The 19,629-nt window shown below is 61.9% G+C and carries 22 protein-coding genes; 10 read left to right on the top strand and 12 right to left on the bottom strand.

Annotated features, from left to right (window positions below):
• Positions 1–106: 106 nt before the first annotated feature.
• On the bottom strand, positions 107–550 hold the full coding sequence (locus K663_RS04980; RefSeq protein WP_062114846.1) for a potassium channel family protein: 444 nt from the start codon (positions 548–550) through the stop codon (positions 107–109).
• A gap of 25 nt (positions 551–575) precedes the next feature.
• Between K663_RS04980 and K663_RS24280 the strand changes: the two genes are divergently transcribed.
• Both K663_RS24280 and K663_RS04970 read left to right on the top strand, forming a co-directional pair.
• Positions 576–743 (top strand): hypothetical protein, encoded by a 168-nt coding sequence (locus K663_RS24280; RefSeq protein WP_158511154.1) that lies wholly within the window; start codon positions 576–578, stop codon positions 741–743.
• 266 nt (positions 744–1,009) lie between these two features.
• Positions 1,010–1,459 (top strand): baeRF12 domain-containing protein, encoded by a 450-nt coding sequence (locus tag K663_RS04970; protein ID WP_062114840.1) that lies wholly within the window; start codon positions 1,010–1,012, stop codon positions 1,457–1,459.
• A gap of 99 nt (positions 1,460–1,558) precedes the next feature.
• Here K663_RS04970 and K663_RS04965 read toward each other — a convergent pair whose 3' ends face one another.
• The 11 genes from K663_RS04965 to K663_RS04915 all read right to left on the bottom strand — a co-directional run bounded on the left by K663_RS04965 (position 1,559) and on the right by K663_RS04915 (position 12,363).
• Positions 1,559–1,831: a hypothetical protein gene (locus tag K663_RS04965; protein ID WP_062114837.1), complete on the bottom strand. Its 273-nt coding sequence runs from the start codon at positions 1,829–1,831 to the stop codon at positions 1,559–1,561.
• 184 nt (positions 1,832–2,015) lie between these two features.
• The gene (locus tag K663_RS04960) at positions 2,016–2,801 is read right to left on the bottom strand and encodes an SDR family NAD(P)-dependent oxidoreductase (protein ID WP_062114834.1); all 786 of its coding nucleotides are present in this window, start codon (positions 2,799–2,801) and stop codon (positions 2,016–2,018) included.
• A 5-nt stretch (positions 2,802–2,806) separates the two neighbouring features.
• On the bottom strand, positions 2,807–4,003 hold the full coding sequence (locus tag K663_RS04955) for a zinc-dependent alcohol dehydrogenase (protein WP_062114830.1): 1,197 nt from the start codon (positions 4,001–4,003) through the stop codon (positions 2,807–2,809).
• Positions 4,003–4,608 (bottom strand): SRPBCC family protein, encoded by a 606-nt coding sequence (locus K663_RS04950; protein WP_062114827.1) that lies wholly within the window; start codon positions 4,606–4,608, stop codon positions 4,003–4,005. The genes K663_RS04955 and K663_RS04950 overlap by 1 nt, the downstream gene beginning before the upstream one ends.
• Positions 4,609–4,735: 127 nt before the next feature.
• The gene (locus K663_RS04945; protein WP_062114824.1) at positions 4,736–5,782 is read right to left on the bottom strand and encodes a UDP-glucuronic acid decarboxylase family protein; all 1,047 of its coding nucleotides are present in this window, start codon (positions 5,780–5,782) and stop codon (positions 4,736–4,738) included.
• 16 nt (positions 5,783–5,798) lie between these two features.
• Positions 5,799–6,878 carry a CgeB family protein gene (locus K663_RS04940; RefSeq protein WP_062114821.1) on the bottom strand — a complete coding sequence of 360 codons (1,080 nt, stop codon included), beginning with the start codon at positions 6,876–6,878 and terminating at the stop codon, positions 5,799–5,801.
• Positions 6,875–7,981: a CgeB family protein gene (locus K663_RS04935; RefSeq protein ID WP_062114818.1), complete on the bottom strand. Its 1,107-nt coding sequence runs from the start codon at positions 7,979–7,981 to the stop codon at positions 6,875–6,877. Before K663_RS04935 ends, K663_RS04940 begins: the two co-directional genes overlap by 4 nt.
• Positions 7,978–9,093 carry a CgeB family protein gene (locus K663_RS04930; RefSeq protein ID WP_062114816.1) on the bottom strand — a complete coding sequence of 372 codons (1,116 nt, stop codon included), beginning with the start codon at positions 9,091–9,093 and terminating at the stop codon, positions 7,978–7,980. The genes K663_RS04935 and K663_RS04930 overlap by 4 nt, the downstream gene beginning before the upstream one ends.
• Positions 9,090–10,169 (bottom strand): glycosyltransferase family 4 protein, encoded by a 1,080-nt coding sequence (locus K663_RS04925; protein ID WP_062114814.1) that lies wholly within the window; start codon positions 10,167–10,169, stop codon positions 9,090–9,092. The genes K663_RS04930 and K663_RS04925 overlap by 4 nt, the downstream gene beginning before the upstream one ends.
• Complete coding sequence (locus tag K663_RS04920; protein WP_062114813.1) at positions 10,169–11,254, bottom strand: NAD-dependent epimerase/dehydratase family protein; 1,086 nt, start codon at positions 11,252–11,254, stop codon at positions 10,169–10,171. The genes K663_RS04925 and K663_RS04920 overlap by 1 nt, the downstream gene beginning before the upstream one ends.
• Positions 11,251–12,363 carry an NAD-dependent epimerase/dehydratase family protein gene (locus tag K663_RS04915; protein ID WP_062114811.1) on the bottom strand — a complete coding sequence of 371 codons (1,113 nt, stop codon included), beginning with the start codon at positions 12,361–12,363 and terminating at the stop codon, positions 11,251–11,253. Before K663_RS04915 ends, K663_RS04920 begins: the two co-directional genes overlap by 4 nt.
• A gap of 251 nt (positions 12,364–12,614) precedes the next feature.
• On the opposite strand from K663_RS04915, the gene K663_RS04910 reads away from it, so the two are divergent.
• The 8 genes from K663_RS04910 (at position 12,615) to K663_RS04875 (ending at position 19,545) form a co-directional block, all read left to right on the top strand.
• Positions 12,615–13,238, top strand: a complete 624-nt coding sequence (locus K663_RS04910; RefSeq protein WP_062114807.1) for a histidine phosphatase family protein — start codon at positions 12,615–12,617, stop codon at positions 13,236–13,238.
• Positions 13,235–14,050 carry a TIGR04290 family methyltransferase gene (locus tag K663_RS04905; protein ID WP_062114804.1) on the top strand — a complete coding sequence of 272 codons (816 nt, stop codon included), beginning with the start codon at positions 13,235–13,237 and terminating at the stop codon, positions 14,048–14,050. The genes K663_RS04910 and K663_RS04905 overlap by 4 nt, the downstream gene beginning before the upstream one ends.
• Positions 14,047–14,970 carry a glycosyl hydrolase gene (locus K663_RS04900; protein WP_062114802.1) on the top strand — a complete coding sequence of 308 codons (924 nt, stop codon included), beginning with the start codon at positions 14,047–14,049 and terminating at the stop codon, positions 14,968–14,970. The genes K663_RS04905 and K663_RS04900 overlap by 4 nt, the downstream gene beginning before the upstream one ends.
• A gap of 12 nt (positions 14,971–14,982) precedes the next feature.
• Complete coding sequence (locus tag K663_RS04895) at positions 14,983–16,122, top strand: inositol-3-phosphate synthase (RefSeq protein WP_062114799.1); 1,140 nt, start codon at positions 14,983–14,985, stop codon at positions 16,120–16,122.
• An 11-nt stretch (positions 16,123–16,133) separates the two neighbouring features.
• Positions 16,134–17,150: an MDR/zinc-dependent alcohol dehydrogenase-like family protein gene (locus K663_RS04890; protein WP_235589523.1), complete on the top strand. Its 1,017-nt coding sequence runs from the start codon at positions 16,134–16,136 to the stop codon at positions 17,148–17,150.
• Positions 17,147–18,184 carry a Gfo/Idh/MocA family protein gene (locus K663_RS04885; RefSeq protein WP_062114796.1) on the top strand — a complete coding sequence of 346 codons (1,038 nt, stop codon included), beginning with the start codon at positions 17,147–17,149 and terminating at the stop codon, positions 18,182–18,184. The genes K663_RS04890 and K663_RS04885 overlap by 4 nt, the downstream gene beginning before the upstream one ends.
• Before the next feature lie 24 nt (positions 18,185–18,208).
• Entirely contained in the window at positions 18,209–18,484 is a 276-nt protein-coding gene (locus tag K663_RS04880; protein ID WP_062114793.1) for a hypothetical protein, read from the top strand.
• 437 nt (positions 18,485–18,921) lie between these two features.
• Positions 18,922–19,545, top strand: a complete 624-nt coding sequence (locus tag K663_RS04875) for a DUF4142 domain-containing protein (protein ID WP_062114790.1) — start codon at positions 18,922–18,924, stop codon at positions 19,543–19,545.
• Positions 19,546–19,629: the final 84 nt, after the last annotated feature.

The following is a 19,629-nucleotide window of genomic DNA, read 5'->3' as shown; positions in this document are numbered from 1 at the left end:
AATACCAAGGTTCGACGAGCTTGACTCATCGAGCCTTCGCAAAGCCCGCGCGGCGCCTGAGCAAAACCACTTGTGATCGGTCGAAGACCGAGCACGATGGTATAAGTCAGCCTTTTTGCAGGTTCCGTTCCAACAGCTTCAACCGATCGACGATCGAAAAGAAGAACGCGGTCGACCAGCCGATCAATATGATGCCGTTGGCCCCCTCGATCACGCCTAATATCCTCTCACCTGCTGGCAGGACGACATCGCCATAGCCGATGGTCACATAGGTGGATGTTGAAAAATACAGCGCTTCTTCGAGACCGGGAAAGATGCCCAGCACCCGGTACAATGCAGCCCAGAGCCAGATTTCGATGGCATGAAGCGCAAACAGCCCGAATGCGGCAAGCAAGATGGCCATGCCATTTACCACCAATGCCACGATCATCCGCGTCGCATGGCGATGACGGCGCAGTATGGCGAGCAGGGCCGCCAGCCCAGTCAGATGGATGATCACGGTCGCCGCAACGGCGCCGGTCGCGATCAAAAGCTGCGCCGTCAGGCTCATACGTTCGCCTCCTGCTGAAAATCCAATGGCGGTCGACCCTATTTCAGCGCGCGGGCACCGCCTGCTCCAGCGCCGCAAGCAACGACGTCTGGCTGGCCAGCATCTTGCCACACGCATCGGCAAGGGTGAACCACTCGCCTGGTCGATCTCCGCCTCAACCGCGAAGGCCCTCACCCGTTTGCCCCCTTTCTGACGGATCCGGGCGAGCGGCCGTGGGATGGCGGCTGGGCGCAGGCAGCTGCACGTTTCTCTCCTCGATCTCCCCGGGCTCATGCGAGCCGAGCCGATGAACCTATCATCGCCACGAAAACATTCCGGGCCATAAGGGAAAGCCCCAATATCGCGCTCAGGGCCGGATTGCCCATAATGCGTCCGCGGACGGGCCGGGATTCCTCTTCCCGCACATCCGACGAGCTTGCGACCTTTATCGGGAGGCCGGCAGCTGAAGGAAAACTGATCATGAAAATCGCCTATGGAACGATCCTGCTCGTGACCGATGGCTCGAAGACACTGATGATGAGGAATGAGGGCGATGCCCTTTACCCGGAGCTCTCAGTCGTCGCCCATCGCGAAATCGACAACCCGCCCAATCGGGAACAGTTGGCTGACGCGCCGGGCGTCAGTTTTTCAAGCATGGGCGGTGCCAGGAACAGCTATCAGCAGACCGATATTCATCGACTGCAGGAAGATCGTTTTGCCATGGAAGCGGCAGAGGCCTTGGCGAAAGCCATCGACGGGAATGAAGCGGACATCATCGTCGTCGCGCCTCCGGCCACACTTCATGTCCTTCGGGACCATTATACGTCGGCGATCAGGAAAAGGCTGATCGCGGAAGTAGACAAGGACCTTGTGAAAACGCCGACGGCCGAAATCCTCCGGCTCTTGACCGACTGGCCGCACAGGTCCTGATGGTAGGCGGCCTCCTGCCGCCTCCCCCTCAATGACCCATTATTAGGGGATACTTACTGCGCGTCAGCAGCCGTTTCGTGACGCCGCCAAAAGTTTGCATCAGTCTGCCGCGCCATCCTTGGGATAATCTTCGGGCTTAACCGTCCCAACGACCGGTCGATCCTCGACTCGTTCCGGCGGCTGGCCACCAGGGGTGTCCTGCCCGCGATCAAGCGTATCGCTCGGGCTGCGTGCATCGCCTTCGCGCTGATGCTCCGTCGAAAGATTGGGGTCAGATTGAGTCTGGGTGCGCGTGTTCGATGCGAGCTCCTTTCGGCCCGGTTCGGTCGAGAGATTGGGGTGCGGCTGGGTTCCGGTATGTTCGTCTGCCATCGTGGTTCTCCTCATTTCTGGTCGAGCAATGCGCGGAGTTCATCCTCCGCCTGTTCGAGCGCCTTGCGCTGCTTTGGGGTTGGATTGAGATCTCTCAAGGATCCTTCTTCTTGAACAGGCCCTCCTCCAGGTCGAGCGCGTCCAATTCCTCCGTTTCATCCTGCGACCATTTTCCGGCCATGAATCAGCTCTTTCCGGAACCTGGCTCGGCCATGCTGCGGTGCATTTCCGCAAGCACCGCCTGGGGCACTACGCCGGACGCAGCCACCCGCAGCTTGTTGCTGAGGCCCGAGACGATGTGGTCTTTGCCATCGATCATGGCGGCCCAGCCATCCTGCGCGACCTTCGCGGGGTCCGCCTTGCTGTCATCCTGCCCTACGTCGGTGTCGAGCATGCCAGCGCGGGCGAAAAATTCGGTGTCGGTCGCCCCGGGCATCAGCGTCGTCAGCGTGACGCCCTCAACCTCCTTGAGCTCGTTCCGCAGCGCTTCGGTGAAATAGTTGATGAAGGATTTGGTCGCGTTGTAGATCGCATTGAACGCGCCGGGGATATAGCCCGCGATCGACCCGGTCACGAGCACTCGGCCCTGGCCGCGCGCGACCATGTCGTTGAGCACCTTCTGAAGCAGAAAGGCGGTGCCGGTGACATTGGTGTCGATCGAGTGGCGCCACTTCGCGACATCCTGTTTCAGGAACGGCCCGCCGGTGCCGATCCCGGCATTGGCGATCAGCACGTCGATCGGCCGTCCAGCGGCAGCGGCCAGAAGCCGCTCGACGCCGTCGATGCCGGAAAGGTCGGCTTCGACCGCCTCGACATGTACATCATATTTGCGGAACTGGTCGGCAGACGCCTCGATCTGCGGCTCGTCGGCAACGACGATCAGGTCGTAGCCGTCCTGTGCCGCCAGCTTCGCGAGTTCATAACCGATTCCAGTCGAAGCGCCGGTGATGACGGCCAGTTTCCTGTTCATGTCGGTTACTCCGCCGACATTCGGGTTTCCATGCCGGGCTTCAGCACGACCTTGGTCACCTCATTCTGATTGTCGTGGAACATCTTGTATCCCTGCGGCGCCTGTTCGAGCGGGAGGGTGTGGCTGATCAGGAAGGTCGTATCGATCTTACCCTCCAGGATCGCCTGGAGCAGGCCGGGCATATAATGCTGGACATGGGTCTGGCCGGTCTTGAGCGTCAGCCCCTTCTCCATCAACGCACCCAGTGGAAATTTATCGACGAAACCGCCATAGACTGCCGGCATCGACACGCGTCCGCCCTTTCGGCACGCGATGATCGCCTGGCGGATCGCATGGGCGCGGTCGGTGCCGAGGAAAGTCGATGCCTTGATCTGGTCGATCACATTGTCAACGAAGAAGCCGTGTGCCTCCAACCCGACCGCGTCGATGCAGGCGTCAGGACCGATGCCGCCGGTCATCTCCATCAGCGCTTCGTAGGTCCTGCTATCCTCGAAATTGATCGTCTCCGCGCCGAAGCGCTTGGCGAGTTCGAGGCGATGGGGAAAATGGTCGATCGCGATGACCCGCTCCGCGCCCATCAGGAATGCCGACTGGACCGCGAACAGCCCGACCGGGCCGCAGCCCCAGACGGCGATGGTGTCGCCCGGCTCAATCTGCGCATTTTCCGCCGCCATCCATCCGGTGGGGAGGATATCGGAAAGGAACAGCACCTTTTCGTCTTCAACTCCCTCGGGAATGACGATTGGTCCGACATCGCTGAACGGAATGCGGACATATTCGGCCTGTCCGCCCGAATAGCCGCCAGTCATGTGGCTGTAGCCGAACAGCCCAGCCATGGGCTGGCCGTATAATTGCTGTGCGATATCCTGATTGTCGGCGGGCAGGCCGTTGTCGCATGCCGAATATTGGTGCTTCGAACAATGATAGCAGGCGCCGCACGAAATGGTGAAGGGCACCACGACACGCTGCCCCTTCTGCAACGTCGATTTGGGGCCGACCTCGACCACCTCACCCATAAATTCATGGCCGAGAATATCGCCCGACTGCATCGTCGGGATATAGCCATCATACAAATGAAGGTCCGATCCGCAGATCGCGGTCGCGGTCACCTTGATGATCGCATCGCGCGGGTTGAGGATTTCCGGATCATCGACTGTATCGACGCGCACATCATGTTTTCCATGCCAGGCAAGAGCACGCATCAGTTCTTCCCCTCTTCCTGGAGGCGGCGATTACGCGCGCCAGTGGCGATTTCGCCAGTCTCCATGAGCTGCTTGAAGCGACGTAGGTCGCGCCTTGCCTGGATCGCCGGTTCGCGCTGAAACATTTTGGCAATCACTTTGCCGATAATGCCGGCGGGCGGATCGTAGAGGATGGTCGCGGTGACGATCGTGCCGCGATCGCCCTGCGCGTCGCGGAAGTCGACCCGGCCGCTATTGGGCACATCGGCGCCGTCCTCCGACGCCCAGGCGATGACCTCGCCGTCCCGTTCCTCGGTAATCGCCGATATCCACTCGACGGTTTTCCCGGCTGGTGCCTTGACCACCCAGCGCGATCGTTTGTCGTCGAGCCTCTCTACCTGCTCGACATTCTCCATGAAGGTCGGAAGCTGCGTGAGATCGCGCCAATAGGCGAAAAGTTCAGCGCGCGGACGATTAATGGTGACGGTGCAGCCGACAAGCGTGTCGGCAGCGCCGCTGGGAGTTTCGATCAGCGCATCGGACGCGCTGTCCACCGCAGCGGAAACATGTTTGGAAGTCGCAAGCGGAGCGTCGTCCGCACGCGCGGGATCGATCGTGTCGGCCATGGCTGATCCTTGCTGAATGGGTATCGCGTCAACAAAGCACCCGGGGGAGCTGTTCCCCGATCGGCAAAGGAAAAGGGCTTTGCCAACATGTGTTAGTGTATTTCTCTAACAGGGTCCAAGCGCGCGCTCATTCTGCGGCCACGCTAGCGCTGGAGGAGTAAGCCCTACTGACATTCGATGCTCTTCCGATGTTATTGCGCCGCGCTGGAATGCCGATTTCCTTGGCAAAGAAGGCGCAGGTTATCGCCAATCCGTCCTTGAGCGAGACCTGTGGTTCCCATCCCAACAAGTTGCGCGCCCGCTTGATGTCGGGGCGCCGCCGACGCGGATCATCGACGGGAAGCGGCGTGAACCTCACGTCCGAGATCGTGCCGGTCTCTGCAACGACATGGTCGAGCAGGTCGAGGATTCGATGTTCTTCCGGATTACCCAGATTGACGGGCGCCAGGTCCGGCACAGGGGCTTCCATCAACCGGAGCAGCCCATCCACCATGTCCGAAACGAAGCAGAAGCTGCGCGTCTGCGATCCGTCGCCGTAGATGGTGATATCTTGCCCCGAAAGCGCCTGGCAGACGAGGTTTGAAATAACGCGGCCATCATCAGGGTGCATGTTGGGCCCATAAGTATTGAAGATGCGCGCCACGCGAACGTCAGCGCGTCCGAGGCGAGCAAAGTCGAATGACATAGCTTCGGCCGCGCGCTTTCCTTCGTCATAGCAGGCGCGCGGGCCAGTGCAGTTCACCCAGCCGCGATAATCCTCTCGCTGCGGATGCGCTTCGGGATCACCATAGACTTCGCTGGTGGAGGTGAGCAGGAAACGCGCGCCACATTGCTCCGCCAGCCGCAACAGCCGGTCGGTGCCCAGCACACTCGTCAGCATCGTATGCTCCGGGTCCGCCTGATATTGGGGCGGGGACGCGGCACAGGCGAGATTGTAGATTCGGCTGATGTCCCGCCGCCGCGTAACCGCATCAGGCAGCGGATCGACGATGTCGGCGCGGAAGAAGGTAAAGGCGCGATGGCCTTCCAGCATCTCCAGATTGACCTCGCGCGAGGTTTGCAGATTGTCGATGCAAATCACATCGTCGCCGCGATCGAGCAACGCTCGGCACAAATGGGAGCCGATGAAGCCGGCCCCGCCAGCGACCAAGCTTACATTCTTGTTCTTCGTCATCAGCCGATCGTCCTTGTCATTCTGCTGCCGCCATCCGCGCCTGCGACTGCATTACAGCAGCATCTCGCAGATAGATTTCCAGTTCCCGCGCTCGGGCTTGCGACGCGTGCTCCGCCAGAATGCGACTGCGGGCCGCCGCGCCGACAGAGGCGCGGCCTTCATCTAGCGCCACAATCACCTGCTCGCTGTTCCAGGCGAACAGGATCTCGCGATTGGGCGTCAGCAGATGTTCAAGCCCCGTCCACACGTCCGAGATGATCGTCGTGCCACAGGCGCCCGCCTCGAACAGCCGGACCGAAGGCGACCAGCCGGCCGCGATCATGTCGGCGCGCGTGACGTTCAGCGTGTAGCGGGACGCGGAATAGAAGGCTGCGTGTTCGCTGGGCGGCAAATGGTCAATCCGCTCGACATTGGCCGGCCACTCGATATCGTCGGGATATTGCGGCCCCGCCACCACAAAGCGTTTCTCCGGCATCAACCGCGCAGGTTGGATCAGCAGTCGCTCAAGCGTTGGCTGACGATCCGGACTGTAAGTCCCGAGATAAGACAGGTCCCAGCGCTTGGGCACCTCCATTGGCCGATAAGCGCTTACATCTACTGAGCAGTAAAGCGCCCGCGCCATGGGGGAGCCATGATGCTGCTCGATCCGGTCGAGTGTTGGGCCACCGGTAAAGGAGCAATAGAGATCATAGCCCCGGATGAGGCCGGGCGAGAGATATTCGCAGCATCCCTCATCCAGGCTGGCAAGCGTGACCGGCGTGTCGATGTCGTAGAAGGCGGCGACGCCCCGCATATGCCGCTGGACATAATCGCCGACCGCTATGCCATCGGGCACATAGGAGCCGACCATGACCGCGTCCGCCGCCGCTATCTCCGATCGCCAGTGGTCCAGGTCGACCAGATCCTGATAGAATTGCAGACGGCAATAGGGCGGGTCGATCAGGTCGCGCTGGCTGGCATACCATGGGACGTCGCGTTCCAGGAACAGGATCTCGTGCCCCCGATCGGCGAAAGCCGAGAGCAGTGCGCGGAAGGTGGTGGCATGGCCGTTGCCCCATGAGGAAGAGAGGCTGAGGCCGAGGACGACGAGTTTCATGCTCCCTCCATGACATGCTGGAACTGACGCCGCCTCGCGCAGCGATCGCGCAGGATTACGTCAATTTGAGCACCGCGAAGTTTATAGGAATGCTCGGCAAGGACGCGGGCGAGCGCCGCCTGTCCGATCCTCCTGGCGCGTTCAGGCGTCAGACTTGCTAGGTGATCCGCGACATCCTGACCGTCGCGCGCCACCAGCACTTCCTCGCCCGGCTTCAGGAACAATTCTATTCCTTCCCAGGCATCGGTGATGAGGCAAGCACCGGCTCCTGCCGCCTCGAACACGCGGGTGGCGGGGGAAAAGCCGATATGCGCCATGCTGTCGCGCGCTACGTTGAGCACGGCGCGTGGAGTGCAGTTGAAGGCGTTATGCTCGGCCGTGTAGACGTGGCCGCGATGGCGGACATTGGCGGGCATCGCCTTCGTCTCCCAGCCATTGCCGCCGATCAGGAAGCGCTGGTCGGGCAAGCGGGCGGCAGGCTTCAGGAAAAACTCCTCCACCCGCTGTTCGCGGTCAGGCAAGCGATTGCCCAGGAACGCGAGATCAGCCGAAAAGCGCGGATCGGGTGCGACGGGATGGTGGGTCTCCGAATCGAGCGCGTTGTAAATGGGAAAGCACTCCGCCGCCCCCATCGCTTGATAGGCACTGACCACCTGTTCGCCCCCACCATAGGTCAGAACCAGGTCGAGGCCGGGCAGCGCGCGCCGCACCGGATGGTCGGGACGGGCACGCATCTCGTCGAGCGTAGCGGCGGCATCGACATCCCAGAAGAGTCGCAGCGCATGCGGTCGCGCGCGCTGCATCACCCCTTCCAACAATTCATCGTCGAATACGCCCACGCCGCTCGCCTTCACCACCACATCGGCCTCCGCAGCCTCATCCATCACACGCAGCAACGCTTCGGGCGTTGCGGGATAGACCACCACCCGCGCCCAATCGGGTGGATCGATGTCGCGATGCTGCTGCCGGTCGAAGGCGTCGGGCTCGTAGAAGCTGACCTGATGGCCCCGCTGCGCCAGCTCACGCAAAATGCCACGATAATAGGTGGCAGCGCCGTTCCAGTAGGAGGAAAGCAGGCTGGAGCCGTAAAAGGCGATCTTCATGCAACGCTCCTGACGATTTGGAATGGCGTGTTGAGGCTTTCCACAATGTCCATCAGCTCACGGGCGCGATGGGCGCAGCTGTGACGGCTGCGAATGGTTTGAAGGCCACTGCGAACGAGCGAGGAACGCAGATCGGGATCGGCGCTGATGGCGCGGAGGTGGCGTGTTATCTCCGCGCCATCGCGGGCGAAGAGGAAATCCCTGCCCGGACGGAACAGCCCCTCGCTGTCGCTCCAGGGCGCGGATAGGAGCGGAATGCCGCAGGCAAGCGCCTCGAACACGCGGATAGTCGGGATTCCAGGCAGCAACTGCGTATAATAGCGGCGCGGCACATGGACGGTCGCAAGATGCCGGGCGAAGATCATGGGGGCCGCCGCATTGGCCGCCCATCCATGATAGGCGGCGCCATAGCGCTTCAGCATAGCGAGGGCGTCTGCCGGATAGCGCACGCCGTAAATATCCAGGGCAAGCTGCGCCTCTTGCGCCGGCCGGAAAAGAAAGTCCTCCAGCTCGGCAGTCCGCTCGCCATCCCCCCAGTTGCCGACCCAGACGAGGCCGTGGCGCTCGCCTTCCTGCTCTGGGGGATGAAAGTGTCGGATGTCGGCCGCTTCATGCCAGGTCCAGACCCTGCTACCCCAGCCCCAGCGGCGATAGACGTCCGACAGCGCCTCGCCGAACGCGAGGACGCCGTCGAAGCCCGACAGGTCGAAAGCGCGGATTGCCTCCGGGTCGGACACGGCGCGATGATGCGTGTCATGGAACAGCAGGGTGAAAGCCCCTCCCCCTGCCCGCTTGGCGCCGATCCGGGAGACCAGCGCAGGGTCGTTCCACTCGTGAACGATGACGAGGTCCGCTCCATCGAGCATCTCGTCGAGGTCGGCGTCCGGGCCATAGCTATGGGTCGCAAGCTCGGGATAGGCGGTGCGGAACGCCAAGAGTCCTTGTTCGCCATGATCGGCGAGCAGGTTGGACAGGCTCCAATTGCCTTCCGGCTCCAGCGCGAGCACGTCATGCCCCATGGCGCCGAGTTCGCGCAGAAGGCCTCGCAGGAAATGGGCGTTGCCATGGTTCCAGCAGGACAGCAGCGAATGGGTGAAGTAGCGGATCTTCATGCCGCAGCCCTCCGCTGGAGCGCCGCGTAGTGCCGAGCCATCGTCGCGGCCATGGCTGCTGGTGTATAGCGGCGCGCGCGTTTCTGCGCCCGCCTGCCCGCCTCTTGCCGGGCGGCGACATTTTCGATCGTCTCGTTGATCGCCGAAACAAAGCCGTGCGCATCGTTGGGGTCCACGAAGATTGCCGCGCCGTCCCACAGTTCGCGAAAAGTCGGAATGTCGGAGAGGATGAGCGCGCAACCAGCGATCGCCGCCTCCAGCACCGCCAAGCCGAACGGTTCGTAAAGGGCGGCGGAGACGAACAGCGGTTTGCTGGCGAGCTGATCCGCTAGCGCTCCCGTGTCGAGCGTGCCAAGGGGCTGCAGCGCGCGGAATCTGATCGATGCGCCACCTGGCCCACTGACCGGACCAGCAGCGTTGAAAGGCAAGGCGAGACGATCGGCCACTTCGTCCAGAACGCCCAGATTCTTGCCTTCGTCCCAGAGACGCCCCGCAGTGAAGACGCTGTCCTCCATCGCGCGCGGGCGGACGAGGAGGAAGCGGCCGTTATGGACCGCGAGCGGCACCACGCCATAGTGGAGGTGCGCCATCTGCGCGAAAGCCGCACTTGGAGCGACCGCCAGCATGGCGCGCTTCAGGCCGTGCTGCACCAAGCCTGAGCGCCAGGCGAAGTCGGCGGGCATCGGGCCTTCCTTCACAGCCGACCACCAGGTCGCTACGCAGCTGTGCAGCACGGCAACGACGGGACAGGCATAGCGTCCCGCACTCACCAGCGCAGGCGTGTGAAGCTGCACCAGGTCAACCCGCAGATCGGCCGCCAACTCGGCAAGCCGCGTTTCGGCAGCGAGCACAGACGCGGCGTCGGTAGCCAGCCAGTCCAGCTCTAGCCCCGTTTCCACGACCTGCAGGTTGGGGATGGCTGCGGCTTCGCTCCTCTGCACCTCGCTCAAGGGCGGACCCATCGTGGCCAGCGTCACTTCCCAACCAAAGGGCTGGAGCGCGGCCGCCAGATCGGTCGAATATTGCCATACCCCGCCGACGGCATCTGCGGTGAGCAAAAGATGCCCGCCCGCCATCACATCGCCCTCGCCGTCTGCCGGGCCGACGCTTCCACATTCTGCGTCGGCTGGCGCCGCTCGGCGATGAGCCAGTCGGCCAGATCCACCACCCCTTCGCGCCAAGGCTTGCGCACATGAAGGCCGGTCGCTTCCGTCAACATCCGCGTATCCGCCACGAAATAGCGCTGGTCACCCGCGCGCCATTCCGACGTCTCCAATGCCAGCGGGCGTTCGAGATAGTCGCCGATGAAGGCGAGGATCTGTCGCAGGCTAACGGCATTCTCGACGCCGCCGCCCAGATTGAAGGCTTGGCCAGCGAGCCGATCGATGTTGCGCCAGACTGCGAGATAGGCGTCCACTGCGTCGCTCACATCCAAAATGTCGCGCACCTGGCAGCCATCGCCATAGACAATGATGCTTCGTCCCTGGAGCGCGCTGATGAGGAAATGGGCGACCCAGCCCTGATCCTCCGTTCCCATTTGCCGCTGACCATAGATGCAGCTCATCCGCAGCACGGCGGCCGGAACGCCGAAGCTACGCGCATAGTCGAGGACATATTGATCTGCCGCGCCCTTGGAGCATCCATAGGGCGTGTGAAAATCGAGCGGGCGGCTTTCGTCGATACCGTGCGCGCGGATGGTAGGATCGGTGGGCTTGTAGGCGCCATCGACCAGCGGCATCTCCAGATCCTCAAGATTGCCATAGACCTTGTTGGTGGAGGCGAAGATCACAGGCGGCGGCGTGGCGCAATGGCGCGCCGCTTCAAGCACGTTGAGCGTTCCGAGCACATTGACTTCGAAATCCACGCGCGGATCAATGAAGCTGGTCGTCACCGCCACCTGTGCGGCCATATGAAACACGGCCTTGGCCCTGCCCACCAGCCTGGCGACGCGGCTCATCTCTCGTGTGTCGCCTATCTCCGATATGATAGCGGCACCGTGCCGCTCCTCCAGCCAAGCGAGGTTGCGCTCGACGCCGGGGCGAGCGAGCGAGTCATAGATGAGAACTTCCTCGCCTTCGCTCGCCAGCCGGTCGGCGATGTTGCAGCCGATGAAGCCGGCGCCACCCGTCACCAAGACGGGCCGTCTGTCCGCGCGGCTCATGCCACCAGCCCCCTTGCCTCTAGCTCGGCGCGCGCCTGATTGACGCGATCGTCGGCGGTCTGCAGCGCCACCCATTCGGCCAGTTCGGCAAGGCCCTGGCTGAACTCCTGCCGCGCACGAAAGCCAAGCACATCTTCGGCAAGTCGCGTGTCGCAGAAGCAGTGGCGAATGTCGCCCGACCGCGCCTTCCCGACGATTTCCGGTTCTATATCTTCGCGGCCCATCGCGGCGGCCAGCTTCTGCGCGACTTCGGTGACGGAACGATCCTGCCCGGAGCCGATGTTGAAGGTGCCACCCGCCGCCTGGGGCAGTTCCAGCGCGTCAGCAAAGGCGCGCGCCACATCGCTCACATGGACGAAATCGCGCCGCTGCTCGCCATCCTCGAAAATCATCGGGCTCTGGCCGTTGAGCAACCGGGCGGCGAAGATGGCCAGCACGCCGGTATAAGGGTTTGAAAGCGCCTGGCCGGGGCCGTAGACGTTGAAGAGGCGCAGGCAAACGCCCTCCATGCCATAGGGCGCGGTCATGATGTGGGTGATGCGTTCCTGGACATATTTGTTGAGCGCGTAAATTGAGGCGAGCTGGGGGCGCTTCCATTCCGGCGTGGCGACAGGGGTCAACGGTCGTCCGGCCCCGTCAAGCGGTTCCCAATTCTTCTGCCCGTCTCCGACCGCGCCGCGCTCGGCATCCTGGACAATTTTACCATCGACGTCGCGGTAAAGCCCTTCACCATAGATGCTCATCGAGGACGCGGTGACGACGCGCCGCACCGGGCGATCGATCAAACGCTCGAACAAAACCGCCGTGCCAACATCATTGACGGACGTGTAGCGTTCGACCTCGTACATCGACTGGCCGACACCCACTTCGGCGGCGAGATGGACGACGGCATCGATCCCTTGCAACGCCTTCTCAACGGCATGACCATTACGAAGGTCGCCGCGCTGAAGCTCCACTTGGTTGTCCAGATCCGCAGGCCGTTCCCCTTCGCCGTGAACTTGCTCGACCAGGCAGTCGAGCACACGCACCTCGTACCCCCGCCCCAGCAATTCGCGACAGACGGCGCGGCCGATGAAACCGGCGCCGCCCGTGACAAGTATTTTCTCCACGGCCAATCCCCTGTAATGAGTGTTCAGATCGTGAGGGCAATCATTGCCCCTCAAGAACTTCGTCGATGGCAGAAGGAACATCTTCTTCTACCCACCAGTTCCACTAAACTCACCCATCTGAACGGCATGTAACTTCGAAAAACAACACTGGTTATATTACATAAACATAAGTTTGTAATGTTATCCTCTTCTTCATTGTGCGCGTTACGGATATGGAACTTTAATTATCTTAACGTTGTTAGGCAGCATCTATGTTGATGCTGTCCTCCCCTAATGAGCCGCCCACGACCTTTCATCTGGTAAGGCACGGAACGCATGGCGAATTCGGCCGACTGCTGAGCGGGCGCGCGGGCGCTTCCCCACTGAGCAACGACGGTCGCGTTCAGGCAGCGGGCTTGGCAAACTGGCCGGGCATGGGTTCGCTAAACGTGATCCATGCTAGCCCCCGCGCGCGCGCAGTCGAGACTGCGTCGATTATCGCCGCCGATCGCGGATTGGACATCGTGATCGTGCCCGACCTGGACGAGGTGGACTTCGGCGAATGGAACGGACTTGCCTTCGCCGAACTGGAAAGCGACCCACGTTGGCACGAATGGAATGGCTACCGCTCGATCAGCCGCGCGCCGGGAGGCGAGACGATGGGTGCAGCCGTCGAGCGCGCCGTTCATCACATGGAACGCTTCGCTGCCGAGCATCCAGGGGCAACGCTGCTGTGCGTCACTCATTGCGACATCATCCGGGGAGTGGTCGCCCATTATCTCGGCCTCAGCCTCGACAATCTCTTGCGATTTGAGGTCGATCCCGGGTCGATCACCACCATGGTCATCGACCCGAACGGCGGGCGCGTGACTCGTTTGAACGAGGTGCCTGCATGAAGACAGTGAAGATCGCCGCCCGTACCCCCGGAGAGGAGGAATTGCGCCGCCAGATCGACGAGCTTGGACCCTGGTTCCACAATCTACGCGTCCGCGGGGTCGAAACGGCCCCCGACCATTTCCTGGGCGATTATCCGGCCTTCAAGTTCGCGCGCTTTGCCGATGCTTTGCCCGCTGATCTCACCGGCAAATCAGTCCTCGACATCGGTTGCAATGCCGGCTTTTACGCAATCGAGATGAAGCGACGGGGCGCTGCGGAGGTGATCGGCCTTGATTCGGACGATCGCTATCTCGCCCAGGCCCGCTTTGCCGCCGAAGCGCTCGGCTTTCCCGATATCGAGTTCCGCAACCTTTCGGTCTACGATGTCGCCCGCCTTGGCCGCCGGTTCGATCTCGTCATCTTCATGGGAGTCCTTTACCATCTGCGGCATCCCCTGCTGGCACTCGACCTGATCCGTGAGCATGTCGCAAGCGACATGCTGCTGTTTCAGACCATGCAGCAGGGGTCTCCCGATGTGCTGCTGGTGCCGGAGGATCATCCCTTCCATGTGCCAGGCACCAATCAGCCACCGACCTTCTTCGACAATCCCGCATTTCCGCGCATGCATTTCATCGAGCGCAAGTTTGCCCATGACTGGACCAACTGGTGGGCGCCCAACAAGGCCTGCTCCCAGGCGCTGCTCCGGGCGGCGGGCTTCGCCATCGAGGCGCAACCGGAAGAGGAAGTCTATCTGTGCCGCGTCGCCCCCGTGCCGTTCGGGGCAGAGATGGGCAAGGCAGCCGTCTATCCAGCACAAGGACCCAAGGCATGATCGAAGCTGCGATGATCTGGAACGAGCCCAACAACAAGTCGCACTGGGACCTTGAGATCGACCCTGAATGGTCGCTCTATGCCGACATGGTAAGCCGAGCCGGCGCGTCGATCGCCGATGCCAATCCGGCGGTGACCCGCGTCTTGGGCGGCATGTCGCCGATCGACCCGCATTGGGTTAATCGGATGCGCGATCATGGTGCGCTCGACGCGGTCGATGTGGTCGCGGTGCACGGCTTCCCGCTCGACTGGAATTTGTGGCCTATCCATGCCTGGCCCGACAAGATCGCCGAGATAGAGGCGGTCGTGCCCGACAAGCCGATCTGGGTGACGGAGGTCGGCGTCGGTTCATTCGGCGCGGAGGAAGTGCAGGTCTTCGGAGTGAACCGCACCGCGCAACTTCTGATCGACCGGGTGCCCCGCATCTTCTGGTACAGCCTCTACGACCTGCCACAGGAATGGGGCGCAACCACGCGTCACCGCGAGGCGGAAGGATCGAGCTATTACCGCCATTTCTACATGGGCCTGATCCGCGCCGACGGCACGCCCAAGCCCTCACTCGACGATTATGCGAGAGTCGCGGACCAGATGGGCCTCATGCAATGGTTCCATTTCGAAGACCCCCGCCTTGACGATGCCGTCGCCTGGATGAAACGCCTGGGCGTCCGTCATCTGCGCACTGGCCTCAGCTGGGCCGACAGCTTCCGCCCCAATGCCATCGACTGGTTCGACCGGCAGATGGAGGCGTTGGCGGATTTCGACGTCACCGTCACTTTCTGCTTCACCCCCGAGCATCTCGGCATCGCCCCGCATCACAGTAGCGCCGTCCACGAGCCGCAGGCTTTTGCAGATTTCTGCGCCTGGATGATCGAGCGTTACGCCCCGCTATCGGCAAGCCTGCCGATTGCCCGCACCGCCTGACGGAGACGCGTCATGAAACTCACCCCTCCACCTCCACGCCCGACGATCCGGATCGGCATCGTCGGCGTCGGCAATTGCGCCAGTTCGCTGGTGCAGGGACTGTCGCACTACCGCGCGGAAAGCAACGATCATCATGGCCTCATGCACTGGGATTTGGGCGGCTATCGTCCCTGCGACATAGAGATTGCCGCCGCCTGGGACATTGATCGACGGAAACTCGGCAAGGACGTTGCCGAAGCGATCTTCACCAAGCCCAACTGCACGCAGGTCTTCTGCGCCGACGTGAAGCCGAGCGGCGTCACTGTGGAAATGGGCCGCATCCTTGACGGCTATGCCGAACATATGAGCGACTATGCCGACGAGCGCACATTCCTGCCCGCCGATGCCACCCAACCGAACAAGCAGGATATCGTCGGTCGGTTGCGTGATGCGGGGATCGACGTGCTGCTCAATTACCTGCCGGTGGGGTCGCAGCAGGCGAGCGAATTCTACGCCGAATGTGCTCTGGAGGCCGGCGTGGCCTTTGTTAATAACATCCCCGTCTTCATCGCCAGCGATCCTGAGTGGGCGGATCGCTTCATCGGGGCGGGAGTGCCGATCATCGGCGACGATATAAAGGCGCAGCTCGGGGCGACCATCGTCCACCGCGTCCTCACCGACCTGTTCGCCAAACGCGGCGTAAAGCTCGATCGCACATATCAGATCAATACCGGCGGCAATACCGACTTCCTCAACATGTCGAACCGAACACGGCTAAGGTCGAAGAAAATTTCCAAGACGGAAGCCGTTCAGTCAGTCGCGGAACAGCGGTTGGATGATGATAATATCCATATCGGCCCGTCCGACTATGTCGCATGGCAGAATGACAACAAGGTCTGCTTCCTGCGCATGGAAGGGCAATTGTTCGGCGGCGTGCCCATGAACCTCGAACTGCGCCTATCGGTCGAAGATAGTCCCAACAGCGCCGGCGTCGCTATCGACATGATCCGCTGCGCCAAGCTGGCGCTCGACCGCGGGCTAGCCGGGCCGATCCATCCGGCGGCCGCCTATTTCTGCAAGCATCCGCCGCAACAGATGACGGATGATCGCGCCCATGAGGCGCTGGAAGCGTTTATCACTGGGGAGGGCGCAGTGGCGCTGGCAGCGGAATGACTGATCTCCTGATGACCGACACACATGCTCCCGAAATGGGCGGTGGCGATCCGGCACCCACGCCGGTCGCTACCATGCGCGCTGCGGTGGTCACCGGGCCCGGAGAAATTCGCATCGATCATCTTCCTCTGCCAGTACCGGACGCAGGCCAAGTCCGCATCAAGCTTGAGGGTTGCGGCGTGTGCGCCTCTAACCTCACCCCCTGGGCCGGTCCCGACTGGCAGCACTTTCCCACAGAGCCTGGCGCGCTCGGCCATGAGGGTTGGGGCATAGTCGACGCGCTCGGGCCCGGGGTGACGACGGTGGCGGCGGGAGACCGGGTCGCGGCCCTCTCCTACGCCAGCTACGCTGAATATGATCTTGCCGATGAAGCTGCGGTAATTCCGCTGCCGCCTGCGCTCGCAGGCATTCCCTTCCCCGGCGAGCCGCTGGGCTGCGCTTTCAACATCTTCCGCCGTGCGGACATCCGGGCCGGGCAAACGGTCGCGATCATCGGCATCGGCTTTCTGGGCGCGATCCTCACCCGGCTTGCCACCGATGCAGGCGCCCGCGTCATTGCCATTTCGCGCCGCTCCTCGTCACTCGATCTCGCCTGCCGTTACGGAGCCAGGGAGTGCGTCGCCATGGAGGATCACCACGCGATCATCGATCGGGTGCGGGACTTGACCGATGGCCAATTCTGCGAGCGTGTCATCGAAGCCGTCGGAAAACAATGGCCGCTCGACCTTGCGGCTGAACTGGTCGGCGAACGTGGCAAGCTGATCGTCGCGGGCTATCACCAGGACGGTCCGCGCCAGGTTGATATGAGGCTGTGGAACTGGCGTGGCATCGATGTCATCAACGCGCATGAGCGGAACCCGCTCATCTATGTAAACGGCATAAGCGAAGCGGTGGAAGCAGTAGCATCGGGCAGGCTCGACCTCACACCCCTTATCACCCATCGCTACCCGCTCGAGCGGCTCGACGAGGCGCTCAACGCGACCCGCGACAAGCCGGCCGGCTTTGTGAAGGCGGTCGTAATCCCATGACGCTGGCCATACCCTTGACACCCGCCGAAGCGCCACTGCTCGCTCGTCCGCGCATCGGCTTTCTCGGGACTGGCTGGATTGGGCGCAACCGGATGGAAGCCATGCTGGCGACGGGTTTGATTGATGTCGCGGCCATCGCTGATCCAGTGTCGGAAACTGCAACCGCGGCCGCGCTGCTGGCCCCTGGCGCTGAGATAATGAATTCGCTCGATGCATTGCTCGACAGCGAACCGGACGGCATTGTGATCGCCACGCCGAGCGCTCTTCACGCGGAACAGTCAATTGCGGCGCTGGAGCGCGGCATCCCCATATTCTGCCAGAAGCCGCTGGGCCGCGATCTGGTGGAAGTACGGGCGGTGGTCGAGGCGGCCCGTGACGCCGACCGGCTGCTGGGCGTCGATCTTTCCTATCGGGGCACAGCTGGCATGCGCGCAATCCGAGAAAGGGTGCATGCGGGTGATCTCGGCGAGGTCCATGCCGTCGATCTGACCTTTCACAATGCCTATGGCCCGGACAAGCCCTGGTTTTATGAACCCCGTTTGTCAGGCGGCGGGTGCATGATGGATCTCGGCGTCCACCTCATCGACCTGGCGCTATGGACATTGGACTTCCCGGCGGTGGAAACGATCGAGGCCCACCTGTTCGGCAAAGGACAACGCCTGTACGACCGCGATGGCCAGGTGGAGGATTATGGCGTCGCCACGCTGCGCCTTGCGAGCGGCACGGTGGTGCGGATTGCTTGTTCCTGGAACCTTCATGCAGGGCAGGACGCCATCATCGCCGCCGATTTCTATGGCAATCGGGCCGGAGCCGCCTTCCGTAACACCGGCGGGTCTTTTTATGATTTTGAAGCGCATCTGTTCCGCGGCACCACCCGGGAGACGCTGAGCCAGCCGGGCGACGCCTGGGGTGGACAGATGGCGCACGGCTGGGCGCAGCAGCTAGCTCGTTCCCCGCGCTTCGACCCCGCTTGTGAGGATCTCGTCCGAGTGGCGGGAGTTCTGGATGGCATTTACGACGCGTCACGCCGCTGAAGAAGGGAAGAAAGGAATTTTGCGATGAGCACGTCCGATACCACCACCGATCACGATAAGATCCGCAAATGGGTGGAAGAGCGCAACGGCCGTCCTTCCATCGTCCGGGCGACAGATGATAAGGGCGGCGGCCTGCTGCGGATCGAGTTCCGCGACAAGGACGATGCGCTCGAGGACATCGACTGGGACCAATTCTTCCAGATCTTCGACGATAACAAGCTGGCCTTCCTCTATCAGGACAGGACCAAGGATGGGGAAGTCAGCCGCTTCAATAAATTCGTCGAGCGCGACAACGGCTGAAAGGCTCATGAACTATGCAATCGGGAGAGCCGTCCCAGCCGACCGCGCGTGACCGCAACGGACAAAGCTGTTCATGACGATTGTATGGATCCCAGATCGGCATCCCGAACCAAGCCTGCGCGAAGGCGTCATCGCACTGATATAGGTTGGCGCTTTGCCTGCGACCGTTTGCAGGATGCGCGCGTTTGGATTCCCGTTTCTTGGAGGTCAGCCGTGCTATTATTCCCACCTTATCTTCATTCCCATAACCGCGCCGCCATCCTCTCGGCTACAGCCCTTCTGCTGGCTGCCTGCAGCCCGGCTGCAAGAGACGAGGATGGCCGCGTGCCGGGTGGCACCAACCAGCAGGAGGCAGTCAATGCGGCCGGTGATACGGGCGCTTCGAACAGCATGCCCGGGATCGGATCACCGGGTAGCGGAGGCAGAGGGACCCAGCCATGAGATCGGACACATCATCGGCCGTTATCGCCATCGCAGCTGCGGCATTCGGGCTGCTGGGTGCATGCAACCAGACGAGCGGCGTCGGAGGTCAGGACCAACTGGCGAACGGCAGCGCGACAGTCGCCAAACATTATGAGGGGCCAAAACCAGAAGGCGTCTCAACCACCAACGATGCCGTCACCACAACCTTCTACATTCCACAAGCAGCGATCGGAGATATGTATGAGGTGGAAGCGAGCGCAATTGCGCTTGCCCGCGCCAGGTCACCGGAAGTAAAGGCTTTCGCCCGGATGATGATCGAAGATCACAAGAAAAGCAGCGCAGCTCTACGACATTTCGTAGCCGAAAATCCGGTAAACATAGCCATCCCCAAGAATATGGACGCCCGGCGCAAGGCCATGCTGTCGAACCTTCAGTCGGCCAGTGATGATTCCTTCGACGCTGTATATGTCGGCCAGCAAGCGGCCGCGCATCAGGAGGCGCTTAACCTGCATGGTAGCTACGGCAAGAGGGGTGATTATCCGGCGCTCAAGAAGCTGGCTCAGACAACAGCGCAGGTGGTCGCGCATCACAAGGAGGCGATCGCCGCGCTCGACAGGAAATTCGGTCCATCCTCTTGAGCCCATACACCAAAACGGTTCGTAATATGCCGGTTGGCATGTCTTGTCCTACCCGCGCTGCGGAACGAGGACTCCTTCCCGAAC

It is taken from the genome of Sphingobium sp. MI1205 (assembly GCF_001563285.1).
Classification (GTDB): Bacteria; Pseudomonadota; Alphaproteobacteria; order Sphingomonadales; family Sphingomonadaceae; genus Sphingobium.
This window is presented reverse-complemented; position numbering and strand designations above follow the sequence as displayed.

Excerpts from the sequence above, each read along its gene's own strand:
- K663_RS04980 (WP_062114846.1), bottom strand. The coding sequence starts at position 550 with ATGAGCCTGACGGCGCAGCTTTTGATCGCGACCGGCGCCGTTGCGGCG.
- K663_RS24280 (WP_158511154.1), top strand. The coding sequence starts at position 576 with ATGGCGGTCGACCCTATTTCAGCGCGCGGGCACCGCCTGCTCCAGCGC.
- K663_RS04970 (WP_062114840.1), top strand. The coding sequence starts at position 1,010 with ATGAAAATCGCCTATGGAACGATCCTGCTCGTGACCGATGGCTCGAAG.
- K663_RS04965 (WP_062114837.1), bottom strand. The coding sequence starts at position 1,831 with ATGGCAGACGAACATACCGGAACCCAGCCGCACCCCAATCTCTCGACC.
- K663_RS04960 (WP_062114834.1), bottom strand. The coding sequence starts at position 2,801 with ATGAACAGGAAACTGGCCGTCATCACCGGCGCTTCGACTGGAATCGGT.
- K663_RS04955 (WP_062114830.1), bottom strand. The coding sequence starts at position 4,003 with ATGCGTGCTCTTGCCTGGCATGGAAAACATGATGTGCGCGTCGATACA.
- K663_RS04950 (WP_062114827.1), bottom strand. The coding sequence starts at position 4,608 with ATGGCCGACACGATCGATCCCGCGCGTGCGGACGACGCTCCGCTTGCG.
- K663_RS04945 (WP_062114824.1), bottom strand. The coding sequence starts at position 5,782 with ATGACGAAGAACAAGAATGTAAGCTTGGTCGCTGGCGGGGCCGGCTTC.
- K663_RS04940 (WP_062114821.1), bottom strand. The coding sequence starts at position 6,878 with ATGAAACTCGTCGTCCTCGGCCTCAGCCTCTCTTCCTCATGGGGCAAC.
- K663_RS04935 (WP_062114818.1), bottom strand. The coding sequence starts at position 7,981 with ATGAAGATCGCCTTTTACGGCTCCAGCCTGCTTTCCTCCTACTGGAAC.
- K663_RS04930 (WP_062114816.1), bottom strand. The coding sequence starts at position 9,093 with ATGAAGATCCGCTACTTCACCCATTCGCTGCTGTCCTGCTGGAACCAT.
- K663_RS04925 (WP_062114814.1), bottom strand. The coding sequence starts at position 10,169 with ATGGCGGGCGGGCATCTTTTGCTCACCGCAGATGCCGTCGGCGGGGTA.
- K663_RS04920 (WP_062114813.1), bottom strand. The coding sequence starts at position 11,254 with ATGAGCCGCGCGGACAGACGGCCCGTCTTGGTGACGGGTGGCGCCGGC.
- K663_RS04910 (WP_062114807.1), top strand. The coding sequence starts at position 12,615 with ATGTTGATGCTGTCCTCCCCTAATGAGCCGCCCACGACCTTTCATCTG.
- K663_RS04905 (WP_062114804.1), top strand. The coding sequence starts at position 13,235 with ATGAAGACAGTGAAGATCGCCGCCCGTACCCCCGGAGAGGAGGAATTG.
- K663_RS04900 (WP_062114802.1), top strand. The coding sequence starts at position 14,047 with ATGATCGAAGCTGCGATGATCTGGAACGAGCCCAACAACAAGTCGCAC.
- K663_RS04895 (WP_062114799.1), top strand. The coding sequence starts at position 14,983 with ATGAAACTCACCCCTCCACCTCCACGCCCGACGATCCGGATCGGCATC.
- K663_RS04890 (WP_235589523.1), top strand. The coding sequence starts at position 16,134 with ATGACCGACACACATGCTCCCGAAATGGGCGGTGGCGATCCGGCACCC.
- K663_RS04885 (WP_062114796.1), top strand. The coding sequence starts at position 17,147 with ATGACGCTGGCCATACCCTTGACACCCGCCGAAGCGCCACTGCTCGCT.
- K663_RS04880 (WP_062114793.1), top strand. The coding sequence starts at position 18,209 with ATGAGCACGTCCGATACCACCACCGATCACGATAAGATCCGCAAATGG.
- K663_RS04875 (WP_062114790.1), top strand. The coding sequence starts at position 18,922 with ATGAGATCGGACACATCATCGGCCGTTATCGCCATCGCAGCTGCGGCA.